The organism is Pseudomonas sp. 2995-3, assembly GCF_002742565.1.
Classification (GTDB): domain Bacteria; phylum Pseudomonadota; class Gammaproteobacteria; order Pseudomonadales; family Pseudomonadaceae; genus Aquipseudomonas; species Aquipseudomonas edaphica.
In genome coordinates, this window is record NZ_LJSB01000315.1 from 387,783 (window position 1) to 410,067 (window position 22,285).

The 22,285-nt window shown below is 60.8% G+C and carries 17 protein-coding genes; 12 read left to right on the top strand and 5 right to left on the bottom strand.

The window, feature by feature from the left end:
* The first annotated feature begins 99 nt into the window (after positions 1–99).
* The 3 genes from dgcB to AOA62_RS28960 are packed head-to-tail and all read left to right on the top strand — an operon-like array spanning position 100 to position 4,044.
* Positions 100–2,043 (top strand): dimethylglycine demethylation protein DgcB, encoded by a 1,944-nt coding sequence (gene dgcB / locus AOA62_RS28950; RefSeq protein WP_099550383.1) that lies wholly within the window; start codon positions 100–102, stop codon positions 2,041–2,043.
* The gene (locus AOA62_RS28955) at positions 2,043–3,263 is read left to right on the top strand and encodes an electron transfer flavoprotein subunit alpha/FixB family protein (protein ID WP_099550384.1); all 1,221 of its coding nucleotides are present in this window, start codon (positions 2,043–2,045) and stop codon (positions 3,261–3,263) included. The genes dgcB and AOA62_RS28955 overlap by 1 nt, the downstream gene beginning before the upstream one ends.
* A 10-nt stretch (positions 3,264–3,273) precedes the next feature.
* Positions 3,274–4,044, top strand: coding sequence for an electron transfer flavoprotein subunit beta (locus tag AOA62_RS28960; protein WP_017139361.1), 771 nt, complete (start codon positions 3,274–3,276; stop codon positions 4,042–4,044).
* An 829-nt stretch (positions 4,045–4,873) separates the two neighbouring features.
* Here AOA62_RS28960 and gbcA read toward each other — a convergent pair.
* Positions 4,874–6,169: a glycine-betaine demethylase subunit GbcA gene (gbcA, locus tag AOA62_RS28965; RefSeq protein ID WP_017139360.1), complete on the bottom strand. Its 1,296-nt coding sequence runs from the start codon at positions 6,167–6,169 to the stop codon at positions 4,874–4,876.
* Between the two features lie 283 nt (positions 6,170–6,452).
* Here gbcA and gbcB point away from each other — a divergent pair, with 283 nt between their 5' ends.
* Positions 6,453–7,553 (top strand): glycine-betaine demethylase subunit GbcB, encoded by a 1,101-nt coding sequence (gene gbcB / locus AOA62_RS28975; RefSeq protein ID WP_017139359.1) that lies wholly within the window; start codon positions 6,453–6,455, stop codon positions 7,551–7,553.
* A 667-nt stretch (positions 7,554–8,220) separates the two neighbouring features.
* Here gbcB and AOA62_RS28980 read toward each other — a convergent pair.
* The 3 genes from AOA62_RS28980 to AOA62_RS28990 all read right to left on the bottom strand — a co-directional run bounded on the left by AOA62_RS28980 (position 8,221) and on the right by AOA62_RS28990 (position 10,314).
* Entirely contained in the window at positions 8,221–8,754 is a 534-nt protein-coding gene (locus AOA62_RS28980) for a hypothetical protein (protein ID WP_026013773.1), read from the bottom strand.
* A gap of 135 nt (positions 8,755–8,889) precedes the next feature.
* Positions 8,890–9,090 (bottom strand): hypothetical protein, encoded by a 201-nt coding sequence (locus AOA62_RS28985; RefSeq protein WP_017137985.1) that lies wholly within the window; start codon positions 9,088–9,090, stop codon positions 8,890–8,892.
* A 183-nt stretch (positions 9,091–9,273) separates the two neighbouring features.
* Positions 9,274–10,314 (bottom strand): low specificity L-threonine aldolase, encoded by a 1,041-nt coding sequence (locus tag AOA62_RS28990; RefSeq protein ID WP_017137986.1) that lies wholly within the window; start codon positions 10,312–10,314, stop codon positions 9,274–9,276.
* Positions 10,315–10,404: 90 nt separating this feature from the next.
* On the opposite strand from AOA62_RS28990, the gene AOA62_RS28995 reads away from it, so the two are divergent.
* Entirely contained in the window at positions 10,405–11,133 is a 729-nt protein-coding gene (locus AOA62_RS28995) for a TraX family protein (RefSeq protein ID WP_017137987.1), read from the top strand.
* On the opposite strand, the gene AOA62_RS29000 is transcribed toward AOA62_RS28995, so the two are convergent.
* Positions 11,098–12,624 carry an NAD(P)/FAD-dependent oxidoreductase gene (locus tag AOA62_RS29000; protein ID WP_256592499.1) on the bottom strand — a complete coding sequence of 509 codons (1,527 nt, stop codon included), beginning with the start codon at positions 12,622–12,624 and terminating at the stop codon, positions 11,098–11,100. The two genes, AOA62_RS28995 and AOA62_RS29000, sit on opposite strands and share 36 nt — an antisense overlap.
* 445 nt (positions 12,625–13,069) lie before the next feature.
* On the opposite strand from AOA62_RS29000, the gene glyA reads away from it, so the two are divergent.
* From glyA to fdhA, 7 genes are all read left to right on the top strand, one after another.
* The gene (gene glyA / locus AOA62_RS29005) at positions 13,070–14,323 is read left to right on the top strand and encodes a serine hydroxymethyltransferase (RefSeq protein ID WP_099550385.1); all 1,254 of its coding nucleotides are present in this window, start codon (positions 13,070–13,072) and stop codon (positions 14,321–14,323) included.
* A 22-nt stretch (positions 14,324–14,345) separates the two neighbouring features.
* Positions 14,346–15,596: a sarcosine oxidase subunit beta gene (locus tag AOA62_RS29010; RefSeq protein WP_010207084.1), complete on the top strand. Its 1,251-nt coding sequence runs from the start codon at positions 14,346–14,348 to the stop codon at positions 15,594–15,596.
* A 15-nt stretch (positions 15,597–15,611) separates the two neighbouring features.
* Positions 15,612–15,914: a sarcosine oxidase subunit delta gene (locus tag AOA62_RS29015; protein WP_015886243.1), complete on the top strand. Its 303-nt coding sequence runs from the start codon at positions 15,612–15,614 to the stop codon at positions 15,912–15,914.
* The gene (locus AOA62_RS29020) at positions 15,911–18,928 is read left to right on the top strand and encodes a sarcosine oxidase subunit alpha (protein WP_099550386.1); all 3,018 of its coding nucleotides are present in this window, start codon (positions 15,911–15,913) and stop codon (positions 18,926–18,928) included. Before AOA62_RS29015 ends, AOA62_RS29020 begins: the two co-directional genes overlap by 4 nt.
* Positions 18,929–19,052: 124 nt before the next feature.
* The gene (locus tag AOA62_RS29030; protein ID WP_099550387.1) at positions 19,053–19,685 is read left to right on the top strand and encodes a sarcosine oxidase subunit gamma; all 633 of its coding nucleotides are present in this window, start codon (positions 19,053–19,055) and stop codon (positions 19,683–19,685) included.
* A gap of 123 nt (positions 19,686–19,808) precedes the next feature.
* Positions 19,809–20,666 carry a formyltetrahydrofolate deformylase gene (gene purU, locus AOA62_RS29035; RefSeq protein WP_099550388.1) on the top strand — a complete coding sequence of 286 codons (858 nt, stop codon included), beginning with the start codon at positions 19,809–19,811 and terminating at the stop codon, positions 20,664–20,666.
* Between the two features lie 183 nt (positions 20,667–20,849).
* Complete coding sequence (fdhA, locus tag AOA62_RS29040) at positions 20,850–22,049, top strand: formaldehyde dehydrogenase, glutathione-independent (protein ID WP_017137993.1); 1,200 nt, start codon at positions 20,850–20,852, stop codon at positions 22,047–22,049.
* Positions 22,050–22,285 lie beyond the last annotated feature (236 nt).

Here is a 22,285-nt window from a genome sequence, read left to right on the forward strand (position 1 = left end):
GGTCTTGAGTGACACCGAGGCGATGCCATCGCAGGCAAGCCAGCTCCCACCTTTATCCGGTTCCCATGCAAGACCTGTGTGGTCTTTGGGAGCTTCACCATGTTGAACACCTTGCTTCCTATTCTCTTGTTTGCAGCCATCGGCCTCGCCGCCCTAGGCGCCCTGCGCCGGGTGAACATGTGGCGCCGTGGGCGTGCTTCCAAGGTTGACTTGCTGGGCGGCCTGCTGGCCATGCCCAAGCGCTACATGGTCGACCTGCACCACGTGGTGGCCCGCGACAAATACATCGCCAACACCCACGTCGCCACAGCCCTGGGCTTTGTGCTGTCGGCGTTGCTGGCCATTTTGGTGCACGGTTTTGGCCTGCATAACCGTATCCTCGGCTATGCCTTGCTGCTGGCCTCGGTGCTGATGTTTGTCGGCGCCACCTTCGTCTATTTACGTCGGCGCAACCCGCCATCACGCCTGTCGAAAGGCTCGTGGATGCGCCTGCCGAAAAGCCTGATGGCGTTCTCGGTCAGCTTCTTCCTGGTGACCTTGCCGGTGGCCGGGATTCTGCCCGCCGACTTCGGCGGCTGGCTGCTCGCCGCGCTCTTGAGCCTGGGCGTGCTGTGGGGCGTAAGCGAAATGTTCTTCGGCATGACCTGGGGCGGGCCGATGAAGCACGCCTTCGCCGGTGCCCTGCACTTGGCCTGGCACCGCCGCGCCGAGCGTTTTGGTGGCGGCCGCTCCACAGGTTTGAAGCCGCTCGACCTCAGCGATAAAACCGCGCCATTGGGCGTGGAAAAACCCAAGGATTTCACCTGGAACCAACTGCTCGGCTTCGACGCCTGCGTGCAGTGCGGCAAGTGCGAAGCGGCGTGCCCGGCGTTCGCCGCCGGCCAGCCGCTGAACCCGAAAAAACTCATTCAGGACATGGTGGTCGGCCTGGCCGGTGGCACCGATGCCAAGTTCGCCGGCAGCCCTTATCCAGGTAAACCGATTGGCGAGCACGGCGGCAACCCGCACCAGCCGATCGTCAACGGCCTGGTTGATGCCGAAACCCTGTGGTCGTGCACCACCTGCCGCGCCTGCGTGGAAGAGTGCCCGATGATGATCGAGCACGTCGACGCCATCGTCGACATGCGCCGCCACCTCACCCTGGAAAAAGGCGCCACGCCGAACAAGGGCGCCGAAGTCCTGGAAAACCTGATCGCCACCGACAACCCCGGCGGCTTCGCACCGGGCGGTCGCCTCAACTGGGCAGCGGACCTGAACTTGCCGTTGCTCAGCGAAAAAGGCAGCAGCGACGTGCTGTTCTGGGTCGGCGACGGCGCTTTCGACATGCGCAACCAACGCACCTTGCGCGCCTTCGTCAAAGTGCTGAAAGCGGCCAAGGTCGATTTTGCAGTACTGGGCCTGGAGGAGCGCGACAGCGGTGACGTCGCTCGCCGCCTGGGTGATGAGGCCACGTTCCAATTGCTCGCCACACGCAACATCCAGACCCTGGCCAAGTACAGCTTCAAGCGTATCGTCACCTGCGACCCGCACAGCTTTCACGTGCTGAAAAACGAATACGGCGCCTTCAACGGTAATTATGTCGTGCAGCACCACAGCACCTTCATGGCCGAGCTGATCGGTGAAGGCGCGCTGAACCTGGGCCAGCACAAGGGCAACAGCGTGACCTACCACGACCCTTGTTACCTGGGCCGTTACAACGGCGAATACGAGGCGCCGCGCCAAGTGCTGCGGGCGTTGGGCATTGAGGTCAAGGAGATGCAACGCTCGGGCTTCCGTTCGCGCTGCTGCGGCGGCGGTGGCGGCGCGCCGATCACCGATATTCCCGGCAAGCAGCGGATCCCGGATATGCGCATGGAAGACATCCGTGAAACCGGCGCCGAGCTGGTGGCCGTGGGTTGTCCACAATGCACGGCGATGCTTGAGGGCGTGGTCGAGCCACGACCCCTGATCAAGGACATCGCTGAACTGGTCGCCGACGCGTTGCTTGAAGACGCCGTACCTGGCAAGGCACCTATCAAGCGTCAACCTGCGGAGGTGCACTGATGAGCGACATTATCCGCCGCGACCCACGGGCCGAATGGATCGCCCGCAACCGCCTGCACCCGTTGCACGCCGCCATGCAGCCGCTGCAACACAGTTGGATGGGGCCGAACGGCGTCATCCGCAAAAATGTACATGGCGTGGGTTTTATCGGCCCCAACGGCATCAAGCGTATCGACCGCAGCGGCGCCCAGCAGGGCGGCGCGGCCAAGCGCACGGCGGCGGTGCAAGTGCAGTTGCCGTTGCACCAGGTGCCAGCGCCGGCGTTCTACATCAACGTGGTGCCAGACATGGTTGGTGGCCGCCTGAGCAGCCACGACCGCGATTTGCTCGGCCTGGCCCGGCAACTGGCCGGCAGCGACGGTGCAGTGCTGGCGGTGGTGTTTGGCGAGCACAAAGAAAGTGCTTTTGCCACGGCGGGCGTCGATCGCCTGCTGGTGCTGGAAGGCCACGAATTCGAGGGTTATTCACCGGAGCAACGCGTCCAGGGCCTGCGGGCTGTGGATAACCAGTTCAACCCGCGCCATTGGTTGCTGCCCGACAGCCGCAGTGGCGGCGGTGAATTGGGCCGGCGTTTTGCCGCGAGCCTCAAGGAGCGCCCGGCCACACGCGTCTGGCAGATCAAGGGCGAGGAGTGCATCGGTCGCGCCGGTGCGGGCCAGGAGGATTTGGCCCGGCCACTGCCGCGCCTGATTCTGGCAGCGGTGGAATGCGCCGAGCCGGTCAGCGAAACCCGTCACGAAGTCTTGCCCGTGGAGTTATCCACAGCCTTGGCGCGCAGCCTGCCGCGCATCGAGGATCTCGGCGCAGTGGCGGTGGACCCAGGGGCGATTCCGATGGCCGAGGCGGAGTTTATTTTCTCTGGCGGCAATGGCGTAAAAGATTGGGCACTGTTCCACCAGACCGCCGCCGCCTTGGGCGCCACCGAAGGTGCGTCACGGGTGGCAGTGGATGATGGCTTTATGGCGCGTGATCGTCAGGTCGGTGCCAGCGGTACTTGGGTGACGGCACGGGTGTATGTGGCTGTGGGTATTTCCGGGGCGATCCAGCACCTGCAAGGCATCGGTGCCTGCGACAAGGTGGTGGCAATCAACCTCGACCCTGGCTGCGACATGATCAAGCGTGCCGACTTGTCGGTGATCGGCGAAAGCGCCGCGATTCTGCAAGCCTTGATCGAGGCGGTGCAGGTGTACCGCAACGGCGCCAAGCGCGACGCAGCCTAGGGACATGACCATGACCACGAATGTAATCAGCCTGGTGTCAATCGGCGCCCACCCGACCTCCGGCCGCCCACGCCGTGCGGAGCAGGATGCACGCGCCGTCGAGCTGGGCCTGCAGCTGGCTGGGGATAAGTTGCAAGTGTTGCATGCCGGTGACGTTAACGAGCCGACGTTGCGCAGCTACCTGGGCATGGGCCTGCCGCAATTGCATGTGCTGGAACAACCGGCGGGCAGCGACGCCTTGCCGGTGCTCAGTGATTATCTGCGCGAGACTGGCGCCCACGTAGTGCTCACCGGCAGCCAGGCGGAAACCGGCGAAGGCTCAGGCATGTTGCCGTTTCTTTTGGCCGAGCAATTGGGTTGGCCATTGATAGTCGGGCTGGCGCAAGTGGAATCTATCGATGGCGGCATTGCCCATGTGCTGCAAGCCTTGCCGCGCGGGCAGCGGCGGCGCCTGAAGGTGCGCCTGCCGTTTCTGGCGACTGTGGATAACGCCGCGCCCAAACCACGGCAAAGCGCCTATGGCCCGGCGCAACGCGGTGAACTGGCGGCCCATGAGGTCGAAATCGAGACGGACGAGTTACTCGCAGACGCAGTGTTGCAACCGGCCAAGCCCCGGCCCAAGCGCCTCAAGGTGATTAAGGCCAAGAGCGGCGCGGACCGGATGAAGGCGGCGACCGCCAAGGCCAGCGGCGGCGGTGGGCAAGTGCTCAAAGGTCTTAGCCCCGAGGCGGGCGCGGAAGCGATTCTGAAGCTACTCATTGAAGAAGGCGTGGTGCGCTGATTACCTGTGGGAGCTGGCTTGTGTGGGAGCTGGCTTGCCTGCGATACAGGCACCTCGGTCTGACTGATGGACCGAGGTGCCTGTATCGCAGGCAAGCCAGCTCCCACAGAAAGCTCGCCCGCCACACTGTCTTTACGATGCATCGTTGGATTACCCACAATCCCTGTTGATCCGCCTGTGGATAACCTGTTCGCGGTTGTCCACACCCCCGGCTAATCAAGCCCTGCAGCCCTCTGTACGAAAAACAACCAGGCTAACTGACGGTTTTGCTTGGGTTTTTTCCTGGATAAGTTTGAAACCCTGCACAAACTTGCCCCCAAAGTCTGTTGGCGCTTCTGTGGATAAGATGTTTGCTACTGGCTGTGAGCCTTATAAATAAAGGCTTTCAGTGGCGTGGTCAAAATATGATCAATTTGGCTTATTGGCTCGCTGAAACCCCTGGATGCCCCGATTTGTGAAGGTTTGACGCGGTTTTCCACAACGCCGGCGAAGTTGCCCCCAAAGTCTGTTGGTGCTTCTGTGGATAAGGTGTTCGCGTACTGCTGCAGGCCACGTATTAAGAGGCTTTCAAGGGGTTGATCAATAAGTGATCAGGTGTGGCTAAAACCGCACGACTTGAATAAGTCACGGATTTTCTTCAGTTAATTTAGAGGGCCGGGCACACTTGCCCACAATTGCTGTGGGTGGCTTTGTGGATAAGTTGTTGGGCGAAGGCTGGAGGGTAGATCGGCAAAGGGCTGTAAGGGGGGTGATCATTATTTGAACAGTGACCAATATACATGTGGGAGCAGGCAAGCCAGCTCCCACAGTTTGATCTTTGGTGTGTCAGCTATTCGTGCGCCGCTACACCCTTAAGGTAAGGCGCTGGCGCCGCGCCCAGGTTGTTCAACAAACGCTCGCTGTACCAATCGACAAAGTTCACCACACCAAACTCATAGGTCTTGGAGTACGGCCCTGGTTGGTACGCGGTGGAGTTAATCCCGCGCTGGTTTTCTTCGGCGAGGCGGCGGTCCTGGTCATTGGTGGCGTCCCAGACCTGGCGCATACGCTCCACGTCGTAGTCCACACCTTCGACGGCGTCCTTGTGCACGATCCACTTGGTGGTGACCATGGTTTCCTGGGCGCTGATCGGCCACACGGTGAACACAATGATGTGGTCGCCCATGCAGTGGTTCCACGAATGCGGCAGGTGCAGGATGCGCATCGAGCCCAGGTCCGGGTTCTTGATGCGGCCCATGAGCTTGGCGCAGCCTTGCTTGCCGTCCAGGGTCATCGACACGGTGCCTTTGAGCAATGGCATGCGTACGATGCGGTTGCGCAGGCCGAAGCTGGCGTGGGCGTAAGGGATCTTTTCGGCGTCCCACGCAGCGGCGGAGGCGGCAACGTGGTCCTTGAAGGCCTGGTCGGCACGCGGGTCGGTGACGTCGTCCCATTCCAGCAGGGTTTTCAGCAGTTCCGGGTGCGACGCGTTGCAGTGGTAGCACTCGCGGTTGTTTTCCAGCACCAGCTTCCAGTTGGCCTTTTCGAACAAGGTGGTTTGAATCGCCACCTTGGTGTTCTCCATGTCGTAGGGTTCCATGTAGTGGTTCAGCGTCGACAGGAAGTCATCGATGGCCGGCGGGTTTTCGGCCAGGCTGATGAAGATGTAGCCGCCAGCCGTTTTCACGTTCACAGGCTTGAGGCCGTACTGCTTCATGTCGAAGTCGGCGCCCATCTCGGTGCCGGCGAACAACAGGCGGCCGTCCAGTTCGTAGGTCCACTGGTGGTAGTGGCAAACGAGCTTGGCGACCTTGCCCTTGTCGCTGGTGCACAGGCGCGAGCCCCGGTGGCGGCACACGTTATGGAAGGCATGCACCACGCCGTCGGCACCACGGATCACGATGATCGGGTTCTTGCCGATTTGCAGGGTGATGTAGTTGCCCTTGGTGGGGATCTCGCAGGTCATGCCGGCGATCAACCACTCTTTCTGGAAGATCTCCTGCATGTCGATATCAAACAACCGCTCATCAGAGTAGAACGGCTGTGGCAGCGAAAAAGTGCGCTCGCGCTCTTGCAGCATTTGCGCGGTGGCCTTGCGTGCGGGTTCCAGCGGATCGCCCAAGCTTAAGGTTGCGGTGACGTCCATCGTGTGTGTCCTCATGGCCATTCTGTGTGGCCGGCGAAAGTGGCTGATCAGGTTTTGCAGCAAGGCGTAAAGAAAGCGTAGTTGTTGGCAGCGAGTGTGGGGCCGCCGATGCGCCGAACCTTGTCCATTAACGACATGGCCCACTCTGATCCCGACGCGCAAGCCCCGTGGTATGGGGGCTGGTCGCGATAAGTATGTGAATGTCGCAGATAGGTAAATGGGCGGTTGCGGCGTTACGCAGAATCGCCACCATAAAGCCGAGCATCGGCAGTGGAGAGCAAGCATGTCCAACAATTTCCTGAACCCGGTAACCACCCAGACCTGGGCCAATGGTCGGCACATCGTCCGTTGCGTCAAAGTCATCCAGGAAACCTGGGACGTGCGCACCTTTTGCTTCATGGCTGACCAGCCGATCCTGTTCTTTTTCAAGCCGGGGCAGTTTGTGACCCTGGAGCTTGAGATCGAAGGCCAGCCGATCATGCGCTCGTACACCATTTCCAGTTCGCCGTCGGTGCCGTACAGCTTCTCGGTGACCATCAAGCGCGTGCCGGGGGGGCGGGTTTCCAACTGGCTGCACGACACCCTGCATGAAGGGCAAGAGCTGGCGGTGCACGGGCCGGTCGGGCTGTTCAATGCCATCGACTTCCCAAGCCCCAAAGTGCTGTACCTCAGTGGCGGTGTCGGCATCACGCCGGTGATGTCCATGGCGCGCTGGTTCTACGACACCAACGCGAATGTCGACATGACGTTTGTCCACAGCGCCCGTTCGCCCAAAGACATCATTTACCACCGCGAGCTGGAGCACATGGCGTCGCGGATCGACAACTTCAGCCTGCACCTGATCTGCGAAAAACACGGGCTGGGCGAGCCTTGGGCGGGTTATCGCGGTTACTTGAACCACAAGATGCTGGAATTGATGGTGCCGGACTTCCTTGAGCGCGAAGTGTTCTGCTGCGGCCCTACGCCGTACATGAGCGCAGTGAAACGCCTGCTGGAGGCCGCCGGCTTCGACATGACGCGCTATCACGAGGAGTCCTTCGGCGCCACGCCGCCGGAAGCCCGCGCCGATGCGGTGGAACAAGCCGAGCAAGCAGCGGACGCGCCAGAGATCGACCTGGCAGACCTGCATCAAGTGGAATTTATTGCCTCCGGCAAAAGCATCCGCGTGGCACCGGGCGAAACCGTGCACGCAGCCGCGGCCAAGCTTGGCCTGCTGATCCCTAAAGCGTGCGGCATGGGCATTTGTGGAACATGCAAGGTGATGAAGCTGGGCGGGGAGGTCGAGATGGACCACAACGGCGGGATCACCGAGGAAGACGAAGCCGAAGGCTACATCCTGTCGTGCTGCAGCGTGCCGAAGGGCGACGTGCGCATCGAGTTCTAATAGGGCGGGACGCGGAGCGCCCCTGGAGGCATTCCCACGCAGAGCGTGGGAACGAGCTGGTTGAGTGTCCCCGATCATTCCCACGCTCCGCGTGGGAATGCAGCCCGTGACGCTCCGCGTCACACAGTGCCCAGTATTCAAGTCATGCGCATAGAGCGGGACGCGGAGCGCCCCAGGAGGCATTCCCACGCAGAGCGTGGGAACGAGCTGGTTGAGTGTCCCTGGTCGTTCCCACGCTCCGCGTGGGAATGCAGCCCGTGAAGATCCGCGTCACAAAGTGCCCAGTATTCAAGCCATGCACATAGGGCGGGACGCGGAGCGTCCCTGGAGACATTCCCACGCAGAGCGTGGGAACGAGCTGGTTGAGTGTCCCGGATCGTTCCCACGCTCCGCGTGGGAATGCAGCCCGTGAAGCTCCGCGTCACAAAGTGCCCAGTATTCAAGCCATGCGCATAGAGCGGGACGCGGAGCGTCCCAGGAGACATTCCCACGCAGAGCGTGGGAACGAGCTGGTTGAGTGTCCACCCCCCGATCATTCCCATGCTCCGCGTGGGAATGCAGCCCGTGACGCTCCGCGTCACAAAGTGCCCAGTATTCAAGCCATGCACATAGGGCGGGACGCGGAGCGCCCCAGGAGGCGTTCTCACGCAGAGAGGGGGGACGGGCACTAGTGCCACTGTTGAATTTCGATGAGCCCTTCCTGCCCTGCGTAATTGCGCGCACTGGAATACCGCCAGTGTTCGGCTAGGTCCACATATCCTCGTTTCACCGGGTTGTGGTGAATGTAATCAAGTTTCTGGTGCATCACCCCCTCGCTGTACACCAACTCAGCGTGTGCGCCTTCCTGCCAAAGTTGATAAGCCCGGTCTACCTTGTGCGCCCGTTTGCTGAACCGCAGGCGTTGTAATAAACGCTCTGCGCCTCGGCGCTGCAAATCATCAATGATGGTACGGGCGGTAAAGGATTTGAATTGGCTCACGCATTTGCCAAGGTCGGGAGCCTGAGCGACGAAGTGCAAGTGGTTTTCGAGAACGACGTAGCCGAAGAGATTCAGGGCGTGGTGGTTTTGTTGATATCGCCAGCAGTCCAAAAGATGACCAACGATGTAGTCACGGGTGAACAGCGGTAGCCACTCCATGACGGTGCAGGTGAGGAAGTGCGGCTTTTCGGGTTCGGTGATGACGTAGCGGCTTCTGCCCATGGATTCGTCCTTGAATCTGGGTGCGGCTTGGACGCAGAGCGTCCGGGGATGCATTCCCACGCAGAGCGTGGGAACGATCATGTACATTCAGTTAATCGCGCCCGCGCGAGCGTGGGAGCGATCGGGTCAGCTTGGTTAGCGTGCGTATATCTGTATGGCGAACTGCTCACCTGATGCTGTCAGTTCAAAGGTTTTTTCGGTGATGACCAGGGTTCTTGAAGGCTCCCTGATGGTGTCACCGACTTTCGCCAGTTTCCTGAACTCATCCCAGCTCACAAACGTGGTGCTGAGACTGCCTTCCTGCAACGCTTTAGTGTTGTAGCATTGAACTTCCATGGTCTAACCCTCTGCTGGATTTCCGTTTCCGACCGATTATTCGGCAGGCAGTTGTGCCCGAAAGGTGGCCGCTGCAGCGGCGTTTTCCTTTCGGGTTCCAAGAGGCTAGACGATGAAAGTGGACTGTGATGCTGTCGGAAATACCAAATAACAGTCTCGGCAATGCGCCAGTATTCGTGAGGCTTAAGCGTTCATCACTTCCCTAATGTCTGCGGCTAATTCTCTTACGCGTTCTTCTTCGGTATCCCACGCACACATGAACCGTGCGCCACCTTTGCCAATGAATGTGTAGAAGCGCCAGCCCTTGGCCGTCAGCGCTGCGATGGCCGGTTCCGAGAGTTGCAGGAACACGCCGTTGGCCTGTACCGGGAACATCAGTTCCACGCCGGGAATGTCCGCCACCAGGCTGCTGAGCAATTGGGCGCATTGGTTGGCGTGGCGGGCGTGTTTGAGCCAGGCATCGTTTTCCAGCAGGCCCACCCATGGGGCGGAGAGGAAGCGCATTTTCGAGGCCAACTGGCCGGCCTGTTTGCAGCGGTAATCGAAGTCTTCAGCCAGTTTGTGGTTGAAGAACAGGATGGCTTCGCCTACTGCCATGCCGTTTTTGGTGCCGCCGAAACACAGTACATCCACGCCGGCTTTCCAGGTCAGGTCGGCCGGCGAGCAGCCCAGGAACGCGCAGGCGTTGGAGAAGCGCGCGCCGTCCATGTGCAGGTTCAGGCCCAGCTCTTTGCAGGTGACGCTGATGGCGCGGATTTCTTCCGGGGTATACACGCTGCCCACTTCCGTGGCTTGGGTGAGGGTGACCACGCGCGGTTTGGGGTAGTGGATGTCCTGGCGCTTGAGGGCGATCTCGCGGATCGATTCGGGCGTCAGCTTGCCGTTTTCGGTGCGGGCGGTGAGCAGCTTGGAGCCGTTGGAGAAGAACTCCGGCGCACCACATTCGTCGGTTTCGACGTGGGCGGTTTCCGAGCAAATCACGCTATGGTAGCTCTGGCACAGCGAAGACAGCGCCAGGGAGTTGGCCGCGGTGCCGTTGAAGGCGAAGAACACTTCACAGTCGGTTTCGAACAAATTGCGGAAACCGTCGGCGGCACGGTGGGTCCACTCATCGTCGCCGTAGGCGCGTTGATGGCCCTGGTTGGCTTGTTCCATGGCGGCCCAGGCTTCCGGGCAGATGCCGGAATAGTTGTCGCTGGCGAATTGTTGGCTATTGTCGGTCATGGCCCATTCCTGTGGTCGATGTTGGTGCGCACTGTAACCAAGATTGTCGCGGGTGCGCACGCACTGTAAATGCAAAGTCACTGGGGAATTATGCACGGTACACACACGTTGGCTGTCGGACGCGTCCGCGATGGCGCACTGGATCTGCTCAAGTGGCTGGCGCTGCTGAGCATGGTGCTCGACCACTTGCGTTATGTCGGTTTGAGCCTGGACGGCCTGTACGTGCCGGGGCGCCTGGCGTTTCCGTGGTTTTGCCTGGCGATTGCAGCCAATTTGCACCGGGTCGCCAATGCTCCCGTCACCGGCCAGTGGCGCTACCTGGGCTGGCTGTTGCTGTTCAGTGTGATCAGTGAAGTGCCCTACCGGATGTTTATCGAGGATGCCGATACATTGAACGTCTTGCCGACGTTGGCGCTGGGGTTGCTGGTTGCCCGAGGATGGCAGCAGAAGGTGCTTTTTGATCGAGGATTGGCGCTGATTGCCCTAGTCATCGCGGCGCTGTTTTCTGCCCAGCTGATGTTCGGGTTTTTCGGTGTGTTACTGCCGCTGGCGATGCTGCTGGTGTTTAACCGGCCATGGTATTTCAGCGTGTTGCCGGGTTTGGTCTGCGTGGCCGCCAATCAATGGCAGGTTCTGCTCAATAGCGGCACGCCTGTGGCGCTGATGGGGTTGGCCGCTTGCCTGATTGCGCCCTTGGCGGGTTTGGTCTTGTTGCGACACGGCAAAAACGTCTCGCCACCGGCGATGCGCCGCTGGGCTTACGCGCTGTATCCGTTACATTTTTTACTTTTGTTGGGGGTTCGAAAGGCCATTGGCTGACATCGACTCGAGCCAACAAGGTGGGAACGGATGAGCCGCATAGAAATCGCGCATTTTTTGTACGTCGCGCTCGAACCAATCTCGCAGCCACTGGCAATATTGAAGTGAAATAGCCTGCCTGTGCGTTGGGTTGAGGCTTTCGTCGGCAATACATTGCGCAGCCATCATTCCTGACATCAGCGCCTTGAGTACGCCATGAGAGGCGCCCGGGTCCAACCTGCTGGCTGCGTCTCCGATGATGAAATAGCCGTTACCCGCTGCCTGATCACAGATTGACCAAGTGACATCTGCCCCCTGGATCGTTCCTTCACACGGTAAGTGTTCAAAACAGGCCGGAACAGCCGCCATCTTCGGTGATTTATCTTGCATAAAGCGCAGTCTCGTCCAGTGATAAAGCTGCTGGCCGATATGAGCGGTCCAATACCAGCCCGATGGGTCTGCGAAGATGCCGAGCGTATTTTCCTGGACTGTTCCTCGCTTATAGCCATACACGGCGGTCAGCGGGGGCGAGCAGCGACGCGATGTCAGCCTTAATTGGCGTGCAAGCCAGCCGTGAGCGCCACTGGCATCAATAAGGTGCCTGCAAAACAGTTTCCCGGCCTGGGTCTGGAGGCCCACCACTCGATCTTTTATCTGCAACACGGTCTTTGCCTGGCAGGGTTGCAGGACGTGGACACCTGACGCGGCTGCTCGATCCAGCAGCAACCCGTCCAGCATTGCTCGGGGAATCTGAAACCCCCGCCAAGGTCCGTTTTGGTCTTGCCCGAAAGGCACAAAGTGTCGTTCAGTGTCCCACCTCACCCAAGTACCCGCAGGCCGGACGAAGGCGTCGCCGCGGATTTTTTCAGCCACACCCAGTTGCTGAAGCAGAGGCTCTAAGCCGGGGTGCAGGGTTTCACCCGGGCGGTGGCGCGGAAAAGACAGGCGCTCAATCAGTGCCACTTTCAAGCCCTGTTGAGCGCAGCAAATGGCCGCCGAGCAACCCGCCGGGCCGGCACCTATTATGATCACGTCATAGCGGCCTGCGCTGTCGGGCGTTGCCATGCTGAATGTGTCGATAAACCAATTTCCAGGTGTGGTGCTCAATGACAGTTTGACGCGCCGGAAAGCATCGATTCGCCGTTGATATTCCTGCGAGTCGACTTTGCCTGTGAGTGCCAATGAGAACTTCCCGTTCAGCGCGTTCTCTGTGTAGTCGGTATAGAAGTAAGTTTCGTACGCTCTATGGGGCGCGTAATTGGCGACGTATTTTTTCGGAGCGGGTACGCCATCCCACGGGAAACCGGCACTTTTGCCGATCTCCTGATCCAGCATTGGTTTTACGGTCGGACCCGCCCCGACGTTTGGTGGATAGGCTTGTGCTGAGTCTGATGCAACTGCAGGCCAGAATGAACTCAACGCTGCGCAGAGCTTGGCATCCTCGGGGAATGGGCTGCCCAGCCTGTACGCTGCCAGGTGCGCCACGCTGCCCAATTCGGGGTCAGTCGTCACAAGGCCAACATCCCAGCCTGGCGCGAATATCCCTGCGCTCGCATCGGGGAAGGCACCACGCGCACCGTGCAGGTGTAACGCTTTGCGTCAGCGGCGTGGCCAGGTTGGGCGAAGAGTCGAGCGCCATGCCCGCGTTCCTCAACGGTGTAGGGCGTTCAATCTGTTCGACTGAACAGTGAAAGCGTCGAATACATGAGCTGGCGCTGTTTGAGTGGCAAGCGTAGCCAAGTTTTCAGGCGTGTGAGGCTTAAAGTGTCAGGTTTCTGTTTCTAAATCTTCAGGCGGCCCGAGCCATCTGCGTGTTTTATCGCCCACCCGCGAAGCCATGTCGTAAACGCACCTTTGCGTGGCGTGCGTAGGCATTTGACCTCGCTGCGCCAGCCCTACCATCGCATCAAAGGGCCCTGCGAGGGCCTCAACAATACGAAAGGCTGGGAGAGACGCGATGTTCAGCAAAAAAGACCAGATCCAAGGGTATGACGACGCATTGCTGGCGGCGATGAATGCCGAGGAGCAGCGTCAGGAAGACCATATCGAGCTGATCGCGTCAGAGAACTACACCAGCAAACGCGTCATGGAAGCCCAGGGCAGCGGCCTGACCAACAAATACGCCGAAGGCTACCCAGGCAAGCGCTACTACGGCGGCTGCGAGCATGTGGACAAGGTTGAAGCCCTGGCCATCGAGCGCGCCAAACAACTGTTCGGCGCTGATTACGCCAACGTGCAGCCACACTCCGGTTCGTCCGCCAACAGCGCGGTGTACCTGGCGCTGATCAATGCCGGTGACACCATCCTGGGCATGAGCCTGGCCCACGGCGGCCACTTGACCCACGGCGCCAAAGTGTCGTCCTCGGGCAAGCTGTACAACGCCGTGCAGTACGGCATCAACACCGATACCGGTTTGATCGACTACGACGAAGTTGAGCGCCTGGCCGTCGAATGCCAGCCGAAAATGATCGTGGCCGGTTTCTCCGCTTACTCCAAGACCCTCGATTTCCCGCGCTTCCGTCAGATCGCCGACAAGGTTGGCGCACTGCTGTTCGTCGACATGGCCCACGTCGCCGGCTTGGTTGCCGCGGGCCTGTACCCGAACCCGCTGCCTTACGCCGATGTGGTCACCACCACCACCCACAAAACCCTGCGCGGCCCACGTGGCGGTTTGATCCTGGCCAAGGCCAACGAAGCCATCGAGAAGAAACTCAACGCTGCCGTGTTCCCCGGCGCCCAGGGCGGCCCGCTGATGCACGTTATCGCCGGCAAGGCCGTGTGCTTCAAGGAAGCGCTGGAGCCCGGTTTCAAGGCTTACCAACAACAGGTGATCGACAACGCCCAGGCCATGGCAGACGTGTTTATCAAGCGCGGCTACGACGTGGTGTCCGGCGGTACCGATAACCACCTGTTCCTGGTCAGCCTGATCCGCCAGGGCCTTACCGGCAAAGACGCGGACGCTGCCCTCGGCCGCGCCCACATCACCGTCAACAAGAACGCCGTGCCGAATGACCCGCAGTCGCCGTTCGTGACCTCGGGCCTGCGCATCGGCACCCCGGCGGTGACCACGCGGGGTTTCAAGGTGCCGCAATGCATCGAGCTGGCCGGCTGGATCTGCGACATCCTCGACAACCTCGGCGACGCCGATGTCGAGGCCAACGTGGCCAAGCACGTGTCTGCCCTGTGCGCTGATTTCCCGGTTTATCGCTGAGCGCGGTTTTGGAGTAATGACTATGCAACGCTACTCGGGCTTCGGCCTCTTCAAGCACTCACTCAGCCACCACGAAAACTGGCAGAAGATGTGGCGCACGCCCACACCGAAAAAGGTCTACGACGTGGTTATCGTCGGCGGCGGCGGGCATGGTCTGGCGACGGCTTACTATTTGGCCAAAGAGCACGGCATCACCAACGTGGCCGTGGTCGAGAAAGGCTGGCTGGGCGGCGGTAACACCGCGCGCAACACCACCATCGTGCGTTCCAACTACCTGTGGGACGAGTCGGCGCACCTGTACGAACACGCGATGAAACTGTGGGAAGGCCTGTCCCAGGACCTGAACTACAACGTGATGTTCTCCCAGCGCGGCGTCTACAACCTGTGCCACACCCTGCAAGACATCCGTGACTCCGAACGTCGCGTGAGCGCCAACCGCCTCAACGGCGTGGACGGCGAGCTGCTCAACGCCAAACAAGTGGCCGACGAGATCCCGTACCTCGACTGCTCAAAAAACACCCGCTACCCGGTACTCGGCGCCACCGTGCAACGGCGCGGCGGCGTAGCCCGCCACGATGCCGTGGCCTGGGGCTTCGCGCGCGCCGCTGACGCACTCGGCGTGGACCTGATCCAGCAGACCGAAGTGATCGGCTTTCGCAAGGAAAACGGCGTGTGCATTGGCGTCGAAACCAACAAGGGTTTCATCGGCGCCAAGCGCGTCGGTGTGGTCACTGCCGGTAACTCCGGGCACATGGCCTCGCTCGCCGGCTTCCGCCTGCCGATCGAATCCCACCCGCTGCAAGCGCTGGTGTCCGAGCCGATCAAGCCGATTATCGACAGCGTGATCATGTCCAACGCCGTGCACGGTTACATCAGCCAGTCCGACAAGGGCGACCTGGTGATCGGCGCCGGTATCGACGGCTACAACGGCTACGGCCAGCGTGGTTCTTACCCGGTAATCGAACACACCATCCAGGCCATCGTCGAGATGTTCCCGGTGCTGTCGCGGGTGCGCATGAACCGCCAGTGGGGCGGCATCGTCGACACCACGCCGGACGCCTGCCCGATCATCTCCAAAACCCCGGTGCCGAACATGTTCTTCAACTGCGGCTGGGGCACCGGCGGTTTTAAAGCCACTCCAGGCTCAGGCAACGTGTTTGCCGCCAGCCTCGCCAAGGGTGAAATGCACCCATTGGCAGCGCCATTCTCCATCGACCGTTTCCACAACGGTGCGTTGATCGACGAACACGGCGCTGCGGCCGTCGCCCACTAACAGGAGAAATTCCCTATGTTGCATATCTTCTGTCCTCACTGTGGCGAACTGCGCTCCGAAGAGGAATTCCACGCGTCCGGCCAAGCGCACATCCCGCGCCCGCTGGACCCGAACGCCTGCACCGATGAAGAGTGGGGCGACTACATGTTCTTCCGTGACAACCCACGCGGGCTGCATCACGAGCTGTGGATCCATGCCGCCGGTTGCCGTCAGTACTTCAACGCCACCCGCGACACCCTGACCTACGAAATTCTTGAAACCTACAAGATCGGCACCAAGCCGCAATTCACCGCCAAGGCTGCTGGAGAGAAGGTATGAGCCAGATCAATCGCCTGTCCAACGGTGGCCGCATCGACCGCAACAAAGCCCTGACGTTTACCTTCAACGGCCAGAGCTACAAGGGCTTTGAGGGCGACACCCTGGCCGCAGCCCTGCTGGCCAACGGCGTCGACATCATCGGCCGCAGCTTCAAGTACTCGCGCCCGCGCGGCATCTTTGCAGCGGGCGCCGAAGAGCCGAACGCGGTGCTGCAGATCGGCGCCACCGAAGCCACCCAGATTCCCAACGTGCGCGCCACGCAACAGGCGCTGTACCAGGGTTTGGTCGCCACCAGCACCAACGGCTGGCCGAACGTTAACAATGACGTGATGGGCATTCTTGGCAAAGTCGGCGGCAAGCTGATGCCGCCGGGTTTCTACTACAAAACCTTCATGTACCCGCAATCGTTCTGGATGACTTACGAGAAGTACATTCGTAAGGCTGCGGGCCTTGGCCGCTCGCCGACCGAGAATGACCCGGACACCTACGACAACTTCAACCGTCATTGCGACGTGCTGATTGTGGGTGCCGGCCCTGCTGGCCTGGCCGCGGCATTGGCCGCTGCGCGCAGCGGTGCCCGCGTGATTATTGCTGACGAACAGGAAGAATTCGGCGGCTCCTTGCTGGACTCACGCGAAAGCCTCGACGGCAAGCCGGCGACCGAATGGGTTGCCAGCGTGATCGCGGAACTCAAAGCCCTGCCGGACGTGGTGTTGCTGCCGCGTGCCACCGTCAATGGCTACCACGACCACAACTTCCTGACCATTCACGAACGCCTCACCGACCACCTCGGTGACCGTGCGCCGATTGGCCAGGTGCGCCAGCGCATCCACCGTGTGCGTGCCAAGCGCGTGGTGCTGGCGACCGGTGCGTGCGAGCGTCCGTTGGTGTACGGCAACAACGACGTGCCGGGCAATATGCTCGCCGGTGCAGTCTCTACCTACGTGCGCCGCTACGGCGTGGCACCCGGCAAAAAACTGGTGCTGTCGACCAACAACGACCACGCCTACCGCGTCGCGCTGGACTGGCTTGATGCGGGCCTGCAAGTGGTCGCCGTGGCTGATGTGCGTCACAACCCACGCGGCGCCCTGGTGGAAGAAGCCCGCGCCAAAGGTATTCGCATCCTCACCGGCAGCGCCGTGATCGAAGCCCGTGGCAGCAAGCACGTGACCGCTGCACGCGTGGCGGCGATTGACGTCAAAGCACACAAAGTCACCAGCCCCGGCGAGTGGCTGGACTGCGACCTGGTGGCCAGCTCCGGCGGCTACAGCCCAGTGGTTCACCTGGCTTCGCACCTGGGCGGCAAGCCGACCTGGCGTGAAGACATCCTCGGTTTTGTGCCAGGCGAAGCCCCGCAAAAACGTGTGTGCGTCGGCGGTATCAATGGCGTCTACGGCCTCGGCGATTCCCTGGCCGATGGTTTTGAAGGCGGCGTGCGCGCAGCCAGCGAAGCCGGGTTTGCACCGGTGGAAGGCACGCTGCCAAAAGCCTTGAGCCGTCTGGAAGAGCCAACCCTGGGCATTTACCAGGTGCCCCATGACAAGCCGACCGCACGGGCGCCGAAGCAATTTGTCGACCTGCAAAACGACGTCACCGCTGCCGCCATTGAGCTGGCGACCCGCGAAGGGTTCGAGTCGGTCGAGCACGTCAAGCGCTACACCGCGCTGGGCTTCGGCACCGATCAGGGCAAGCTCGGCAACGTCAACGGCCTGGCCATTGCGGCCCGCTCGCTGAACGTGACCATCCCGCAGATGGGCACCACGATGTTCCGCCCCAACTACACGCCGGTGACCTTCGGCGCCGTGGCGGGCCGTCACTGTGGGCACATTTTTGAGCCGGTGCGCTACACCGCGCTGCAAGCCTGGCACGTTAAAAACGGCGCCGAGTTTGAAGATGTCGGCCAATGGAAACGCCCTTGGTACTTCCCGCGTAACGGTGAAGACCTGCACGCCGCCGTGAAGCGCGAATGCCTGGCGGTACGCGACAGCGTCGGCCTGCTGGATGCGTCCACCCTCGGCAAGATCGATATTCAAGGCCCGGATGCCCGCGAGTTCCTCAACCGCATCTACAGCAACGCCTGGACCAAGCTCGACGTGGGCAAGGCCCGCTACGGCCTGATGTGCAAGGAAGACGGCATGGTCTTCGACGACGGCGTCACCGCCTGTCTCGCCGACAACCACTTCCTGATGACCACCACCACCGGCGGCGCCGCCCGCGTGCTGCAGTGGCTGGAAATCTACCAGCAGACCGAGTGGCCAGACCTCAAGGTGTACTTCACCTCGGTCACCGACCACTGGGCGACCATGACCTTGTCCGGCCCCAACAGCCGCAAACTGCTGGCCGAAGTCACCGACATCGACCTGGATAAGGACGGTTTCCCGTTCATGACCTGGAAGGAAGGCCTGGTTGGCGGCGTACCGGCGCGGGTGTTCCGTATCTCGTTTACCGGCGAGCTGTCGTACGAAGTCAACGTGCAGGCCGACTACGCCATGGGCGTGCTCGAACAGATCGTTGCGGCCGGCAAGAAGTACAACCTGACGCCTTACGGCACCGAGACCATGCACGTACTGCGCGCCGAGAAGGGTTTCATCATCGTCGGGCAAGACACCGACGGCTCGATGACCCCGGACGACCTGAACATGGGCTGGTGCGTAGGCCGTACCAAACCGTTCTCGTGGATCGGCTGGCGCGGGATGAACCGTGAAGACTGCGTGCGTGAAGAACGTAAGCAGTTGGTGGGCTTGAAGCCGATTGACCCGAATGTATGGCTGCCGGAAGGCGCGCAGTTGGTGTTCGACCCTAAACAGTCGATCCCGATGAAGATGGTCGGCCATGTGACCTCAAGCTATGCGCACAACTCGCTGGGTTATTCATTTGCGATGGCGGTGGTCAAGGGCGGCTTGAAGCGTATGGGTGAGCGAGTGTTCTCACCGCAGGCGGATGGCAGCGTGATCGAGGCAGAGATTGTGTCCTCGGTGTTCTTCGACCCGAAAGGCGAGCGGCAGAACATCTGATAGACCGAGTCGCCTGCATCGCAGGCAAGCCAGCTCCCACATTTGGAATGCGTTCCCCTGTGGGAGCCGGGCTTGCCCGCGATGAGGCCAGAGCAGTCACCACAGAATTCAGAACAGGTGCTTTATGACAGCAGCCAATGTTTACCAACAACGCCCCACCACCGGCGCCAAGGCCGAGTCGTCGCTGCACCATGCCGACCTCGCCAGCCTGGTCGGCAAGGGCCGCAAGAACGCCGGCGTGACCGTGCGTGAAAAGAAACTCCTCGGCCACCTGACCATCCGTGGCGATGGCCATGACGCCGCGTTCGCCGCCGGTGTGCACAAAGCCCTCGGCATCGAACTGCCTGGCGCCTTGCAAGTGATCGTCAAAGGCGAAACCAGCCTGCAATGGCTCGGCCCGGATGAGTGGCTGTTGATCGTGCCAAGCGGTGAAGAGTTTGCCGCCGAACAAAACCTGCGCGCTGCCCTGGGTGAGCTGCATATCCAGATCGTCAACGTCAGCGGCGGCCAGCAGATCCTCGAACTCAGCGGCCCGAACGTGCGCGACGTGCTGATGAAGTCCACCAGCTACGACGTGCACCCTAATAACTTCCCGGTGGGCAAGGCGGTGGGCACGGTGTTCGCCAAGTCGCAGCTGGTGATCCGCCACACGGCTGAAGACACCTGGGAGCTGCTGATTCGTCGCAGCTTCTCGGATTACTGGTGGCTGTGGCTGCAGGATGCGTCCGCCGAATTTGGCCTGAATGTCGTTGCATAACGATCGTTCCCACGCTCTGCGTGGGAATGCATCCCGGGACGCTCCGCGTCCCAAGAGCGGACGCAGAGCGTCCATGGCGGCATTCCCACGCAGAGCGTGGGAACGATCAAGGAGTCACGCACAATGAGCCGCGCACCCGACACATGGATTTTGACCGCCGACTGCCCAAGCGTGCTCGGCACGGTGGACGCGGTCACCCGCTACCTGTTTGAGCAGGGCTGCTACGTCACCGAGCACCATTCGTTCGATGACCGTCTCTCGGGCCGGTTTTTTATCCGCGTGGAATTTCGTCAACCTGAGGGTTTTGACGAGCAAGCCTTCCGCGATGGCTTGGCCACGCGCGGTAAAGCCTTTGGCATGATCTTCGAGCTGACGGCGCCGAACTATCGGCCAAAAGTAGTGATCATGGTGTCCAAGGCCGATCACTGCCTGAACGATTTGCTCTACCGCCAACGCATCGGCCAACTGTCGATGGACGTGGTCGCGGTGGTGTCCAACCACCCTGATTTAAAACCTTTGGCCGACTGGCACCAGATTCCCTACTACCATTTCCCCCTCGACCCCAACGACAAACCGTCCCAGGAACGTCAGGTGTGGCAAGTGATTGAAGAGACCGGCGCCGAACTGGTGATTCTTGCGCGCTATATGCAAGTGCTGTCGCCGGAGCTGTGCCGCAAGCTCGATGGCAAGGCCATCAACATTCACCACTCGTTGCTGCCCGGTTTCAAAGGCGCCAAGCCGTATCACCAGGCCTACAACAAGGGCGTGAAACTGGTGGGCGCCACGGCGCATTACATCAACAACGATTTGGATGAAGGCCCGATCATCGCCCAGGGCGTGGAGGTGGTGGATCACAGCCACTATCCCGAGGACTTGATTGCCAAGGGGCGTGATATTGAAGGGCTGACGTTGGCGCGTGCAGTGGGGTATCACATTGAGCGGCGGGTGTTTTTGAACGCCAATCGAACTGTCGTTCTTTAGATTGCTATCGCGGGCAAGCCCGCTCCCACATTTGATGTGTGAATACTTTTGAATGTGGGAGCTGGCTTGCCTGCGATGAGGCCATCAGCACCAACACAAGGAAACAGCATCTGTACCCGAGCACTTAAACGCGCCGCCTGCCTGGGCGACGCGGTTCCATAAAAACAACAGCGAGGTGAAAGCATGTCTGGTAATCGTGGTGTCGTGTATCTCGGCAACGGCAAGGTCGAAGTACAGAAAATCGACTATCCCAAAATGCAGGACCCCCGTGGCAGGAAGATTGAGCACGGCGTCATCCTGCGCGTGGTCTCCACCAACATCTGCGGCTCCGACCAACACATGGTGCGCGGCCGCACCACTGCCCAGACCGGCCTGGTACTGGGGCATGAAATCACCGGCGAAGTGATCGAGAAGGGCAGCGACGTCGAGAACCTGAAGATCGGTGACCTGGTGTCGGTGCCATTCAACGTGGCGTGCGGCCGCTGCCGCTCGTGCAAAGAACAACACACCGGCGTGTGCCTCACCGTCAACCCGGCCCGTGCCGGTGGCGCCTACGGCTACGTCGACATGGGCGACTGGACCGGCGGCCAGGCCGAATACGTGCTGGTGCCGTATGCCGACTTCAACCTGCTGAAACTGCCGGACCGCGACAAGGCCATGGAGAAAATCCGTGACCTGACCTGCCTCTCCGACATCCTGCCGACCGGCTACCACGGCGCCGTCACTGCCGGCGTTGGCCCAGGCAGCACCGTCTACATCGCAGGCGCCGGCCCTGTTGGCCTGGCCGCTGCCGCCTCCGCCCGTCTGCTCGGCGCAGCGGTAGTGATCATCGGCGACGTCAACCCGATCCGCCTGGCCCACGCCAAGGCCCAGGGTTTTGAAATTGCCGACCTGTCCAAAGACACCCCACTGCACGAACAAATCGCCGCCTTGCTGGGCGAGCCGGAAGTGGACTGCGCGGTAGACGCCGTAGGCTTCGAAGCCCGTGGCCACGGCCATGAAGGCGCCAAGGCCGAAGCGCCGGCCACCGTGCTCAACTCGCTGATGGGCGTGGTGCGTGTGGCGGGCAAAATCGGTATCCCTGGGCTGTACGTTACCGAAGACCCAGGTGCTGTTGATGCTGCCGCGAAAATGGGCAGCCTGAGCATTCGCTTTGGGCTGGGCTGGGCCAAATCCCACAGCTTCCACACCGGGCAAACGCCGGTGATGAAGTACAACCGCGCACTGATGCAGGCGATCATGTGGGATCGCATCAACATTGCTGAGATCGTCGGTGTACAGGTGATCAGCCTGGATGACGCGCCGCGTGGGTACGGCGAATTTGATGCGGGCGTGCCGAAGAAGTTTGTGATTGATCCGCATAAGATGTTTAGCGCGGCGTAAGGCGATAGATAAGGGCGGCCCTGGGGTCGCCCTTTTTTTATCGCGAATCAGTCTGTGATAAATAACCAGCTGATAAACATACCGGCAAAGGATAGGTAGGTAACGAGTGTCGGTACGACCATCCAGCACTTGAGGTGCAGGGGGATTTTTTCAACGTCCTCAACAAGCACCATCCCTCGCCACTGAACCACTTTTGGGATAAGGATGACAAGGCCCATGGAAAATACGCGTTGAGG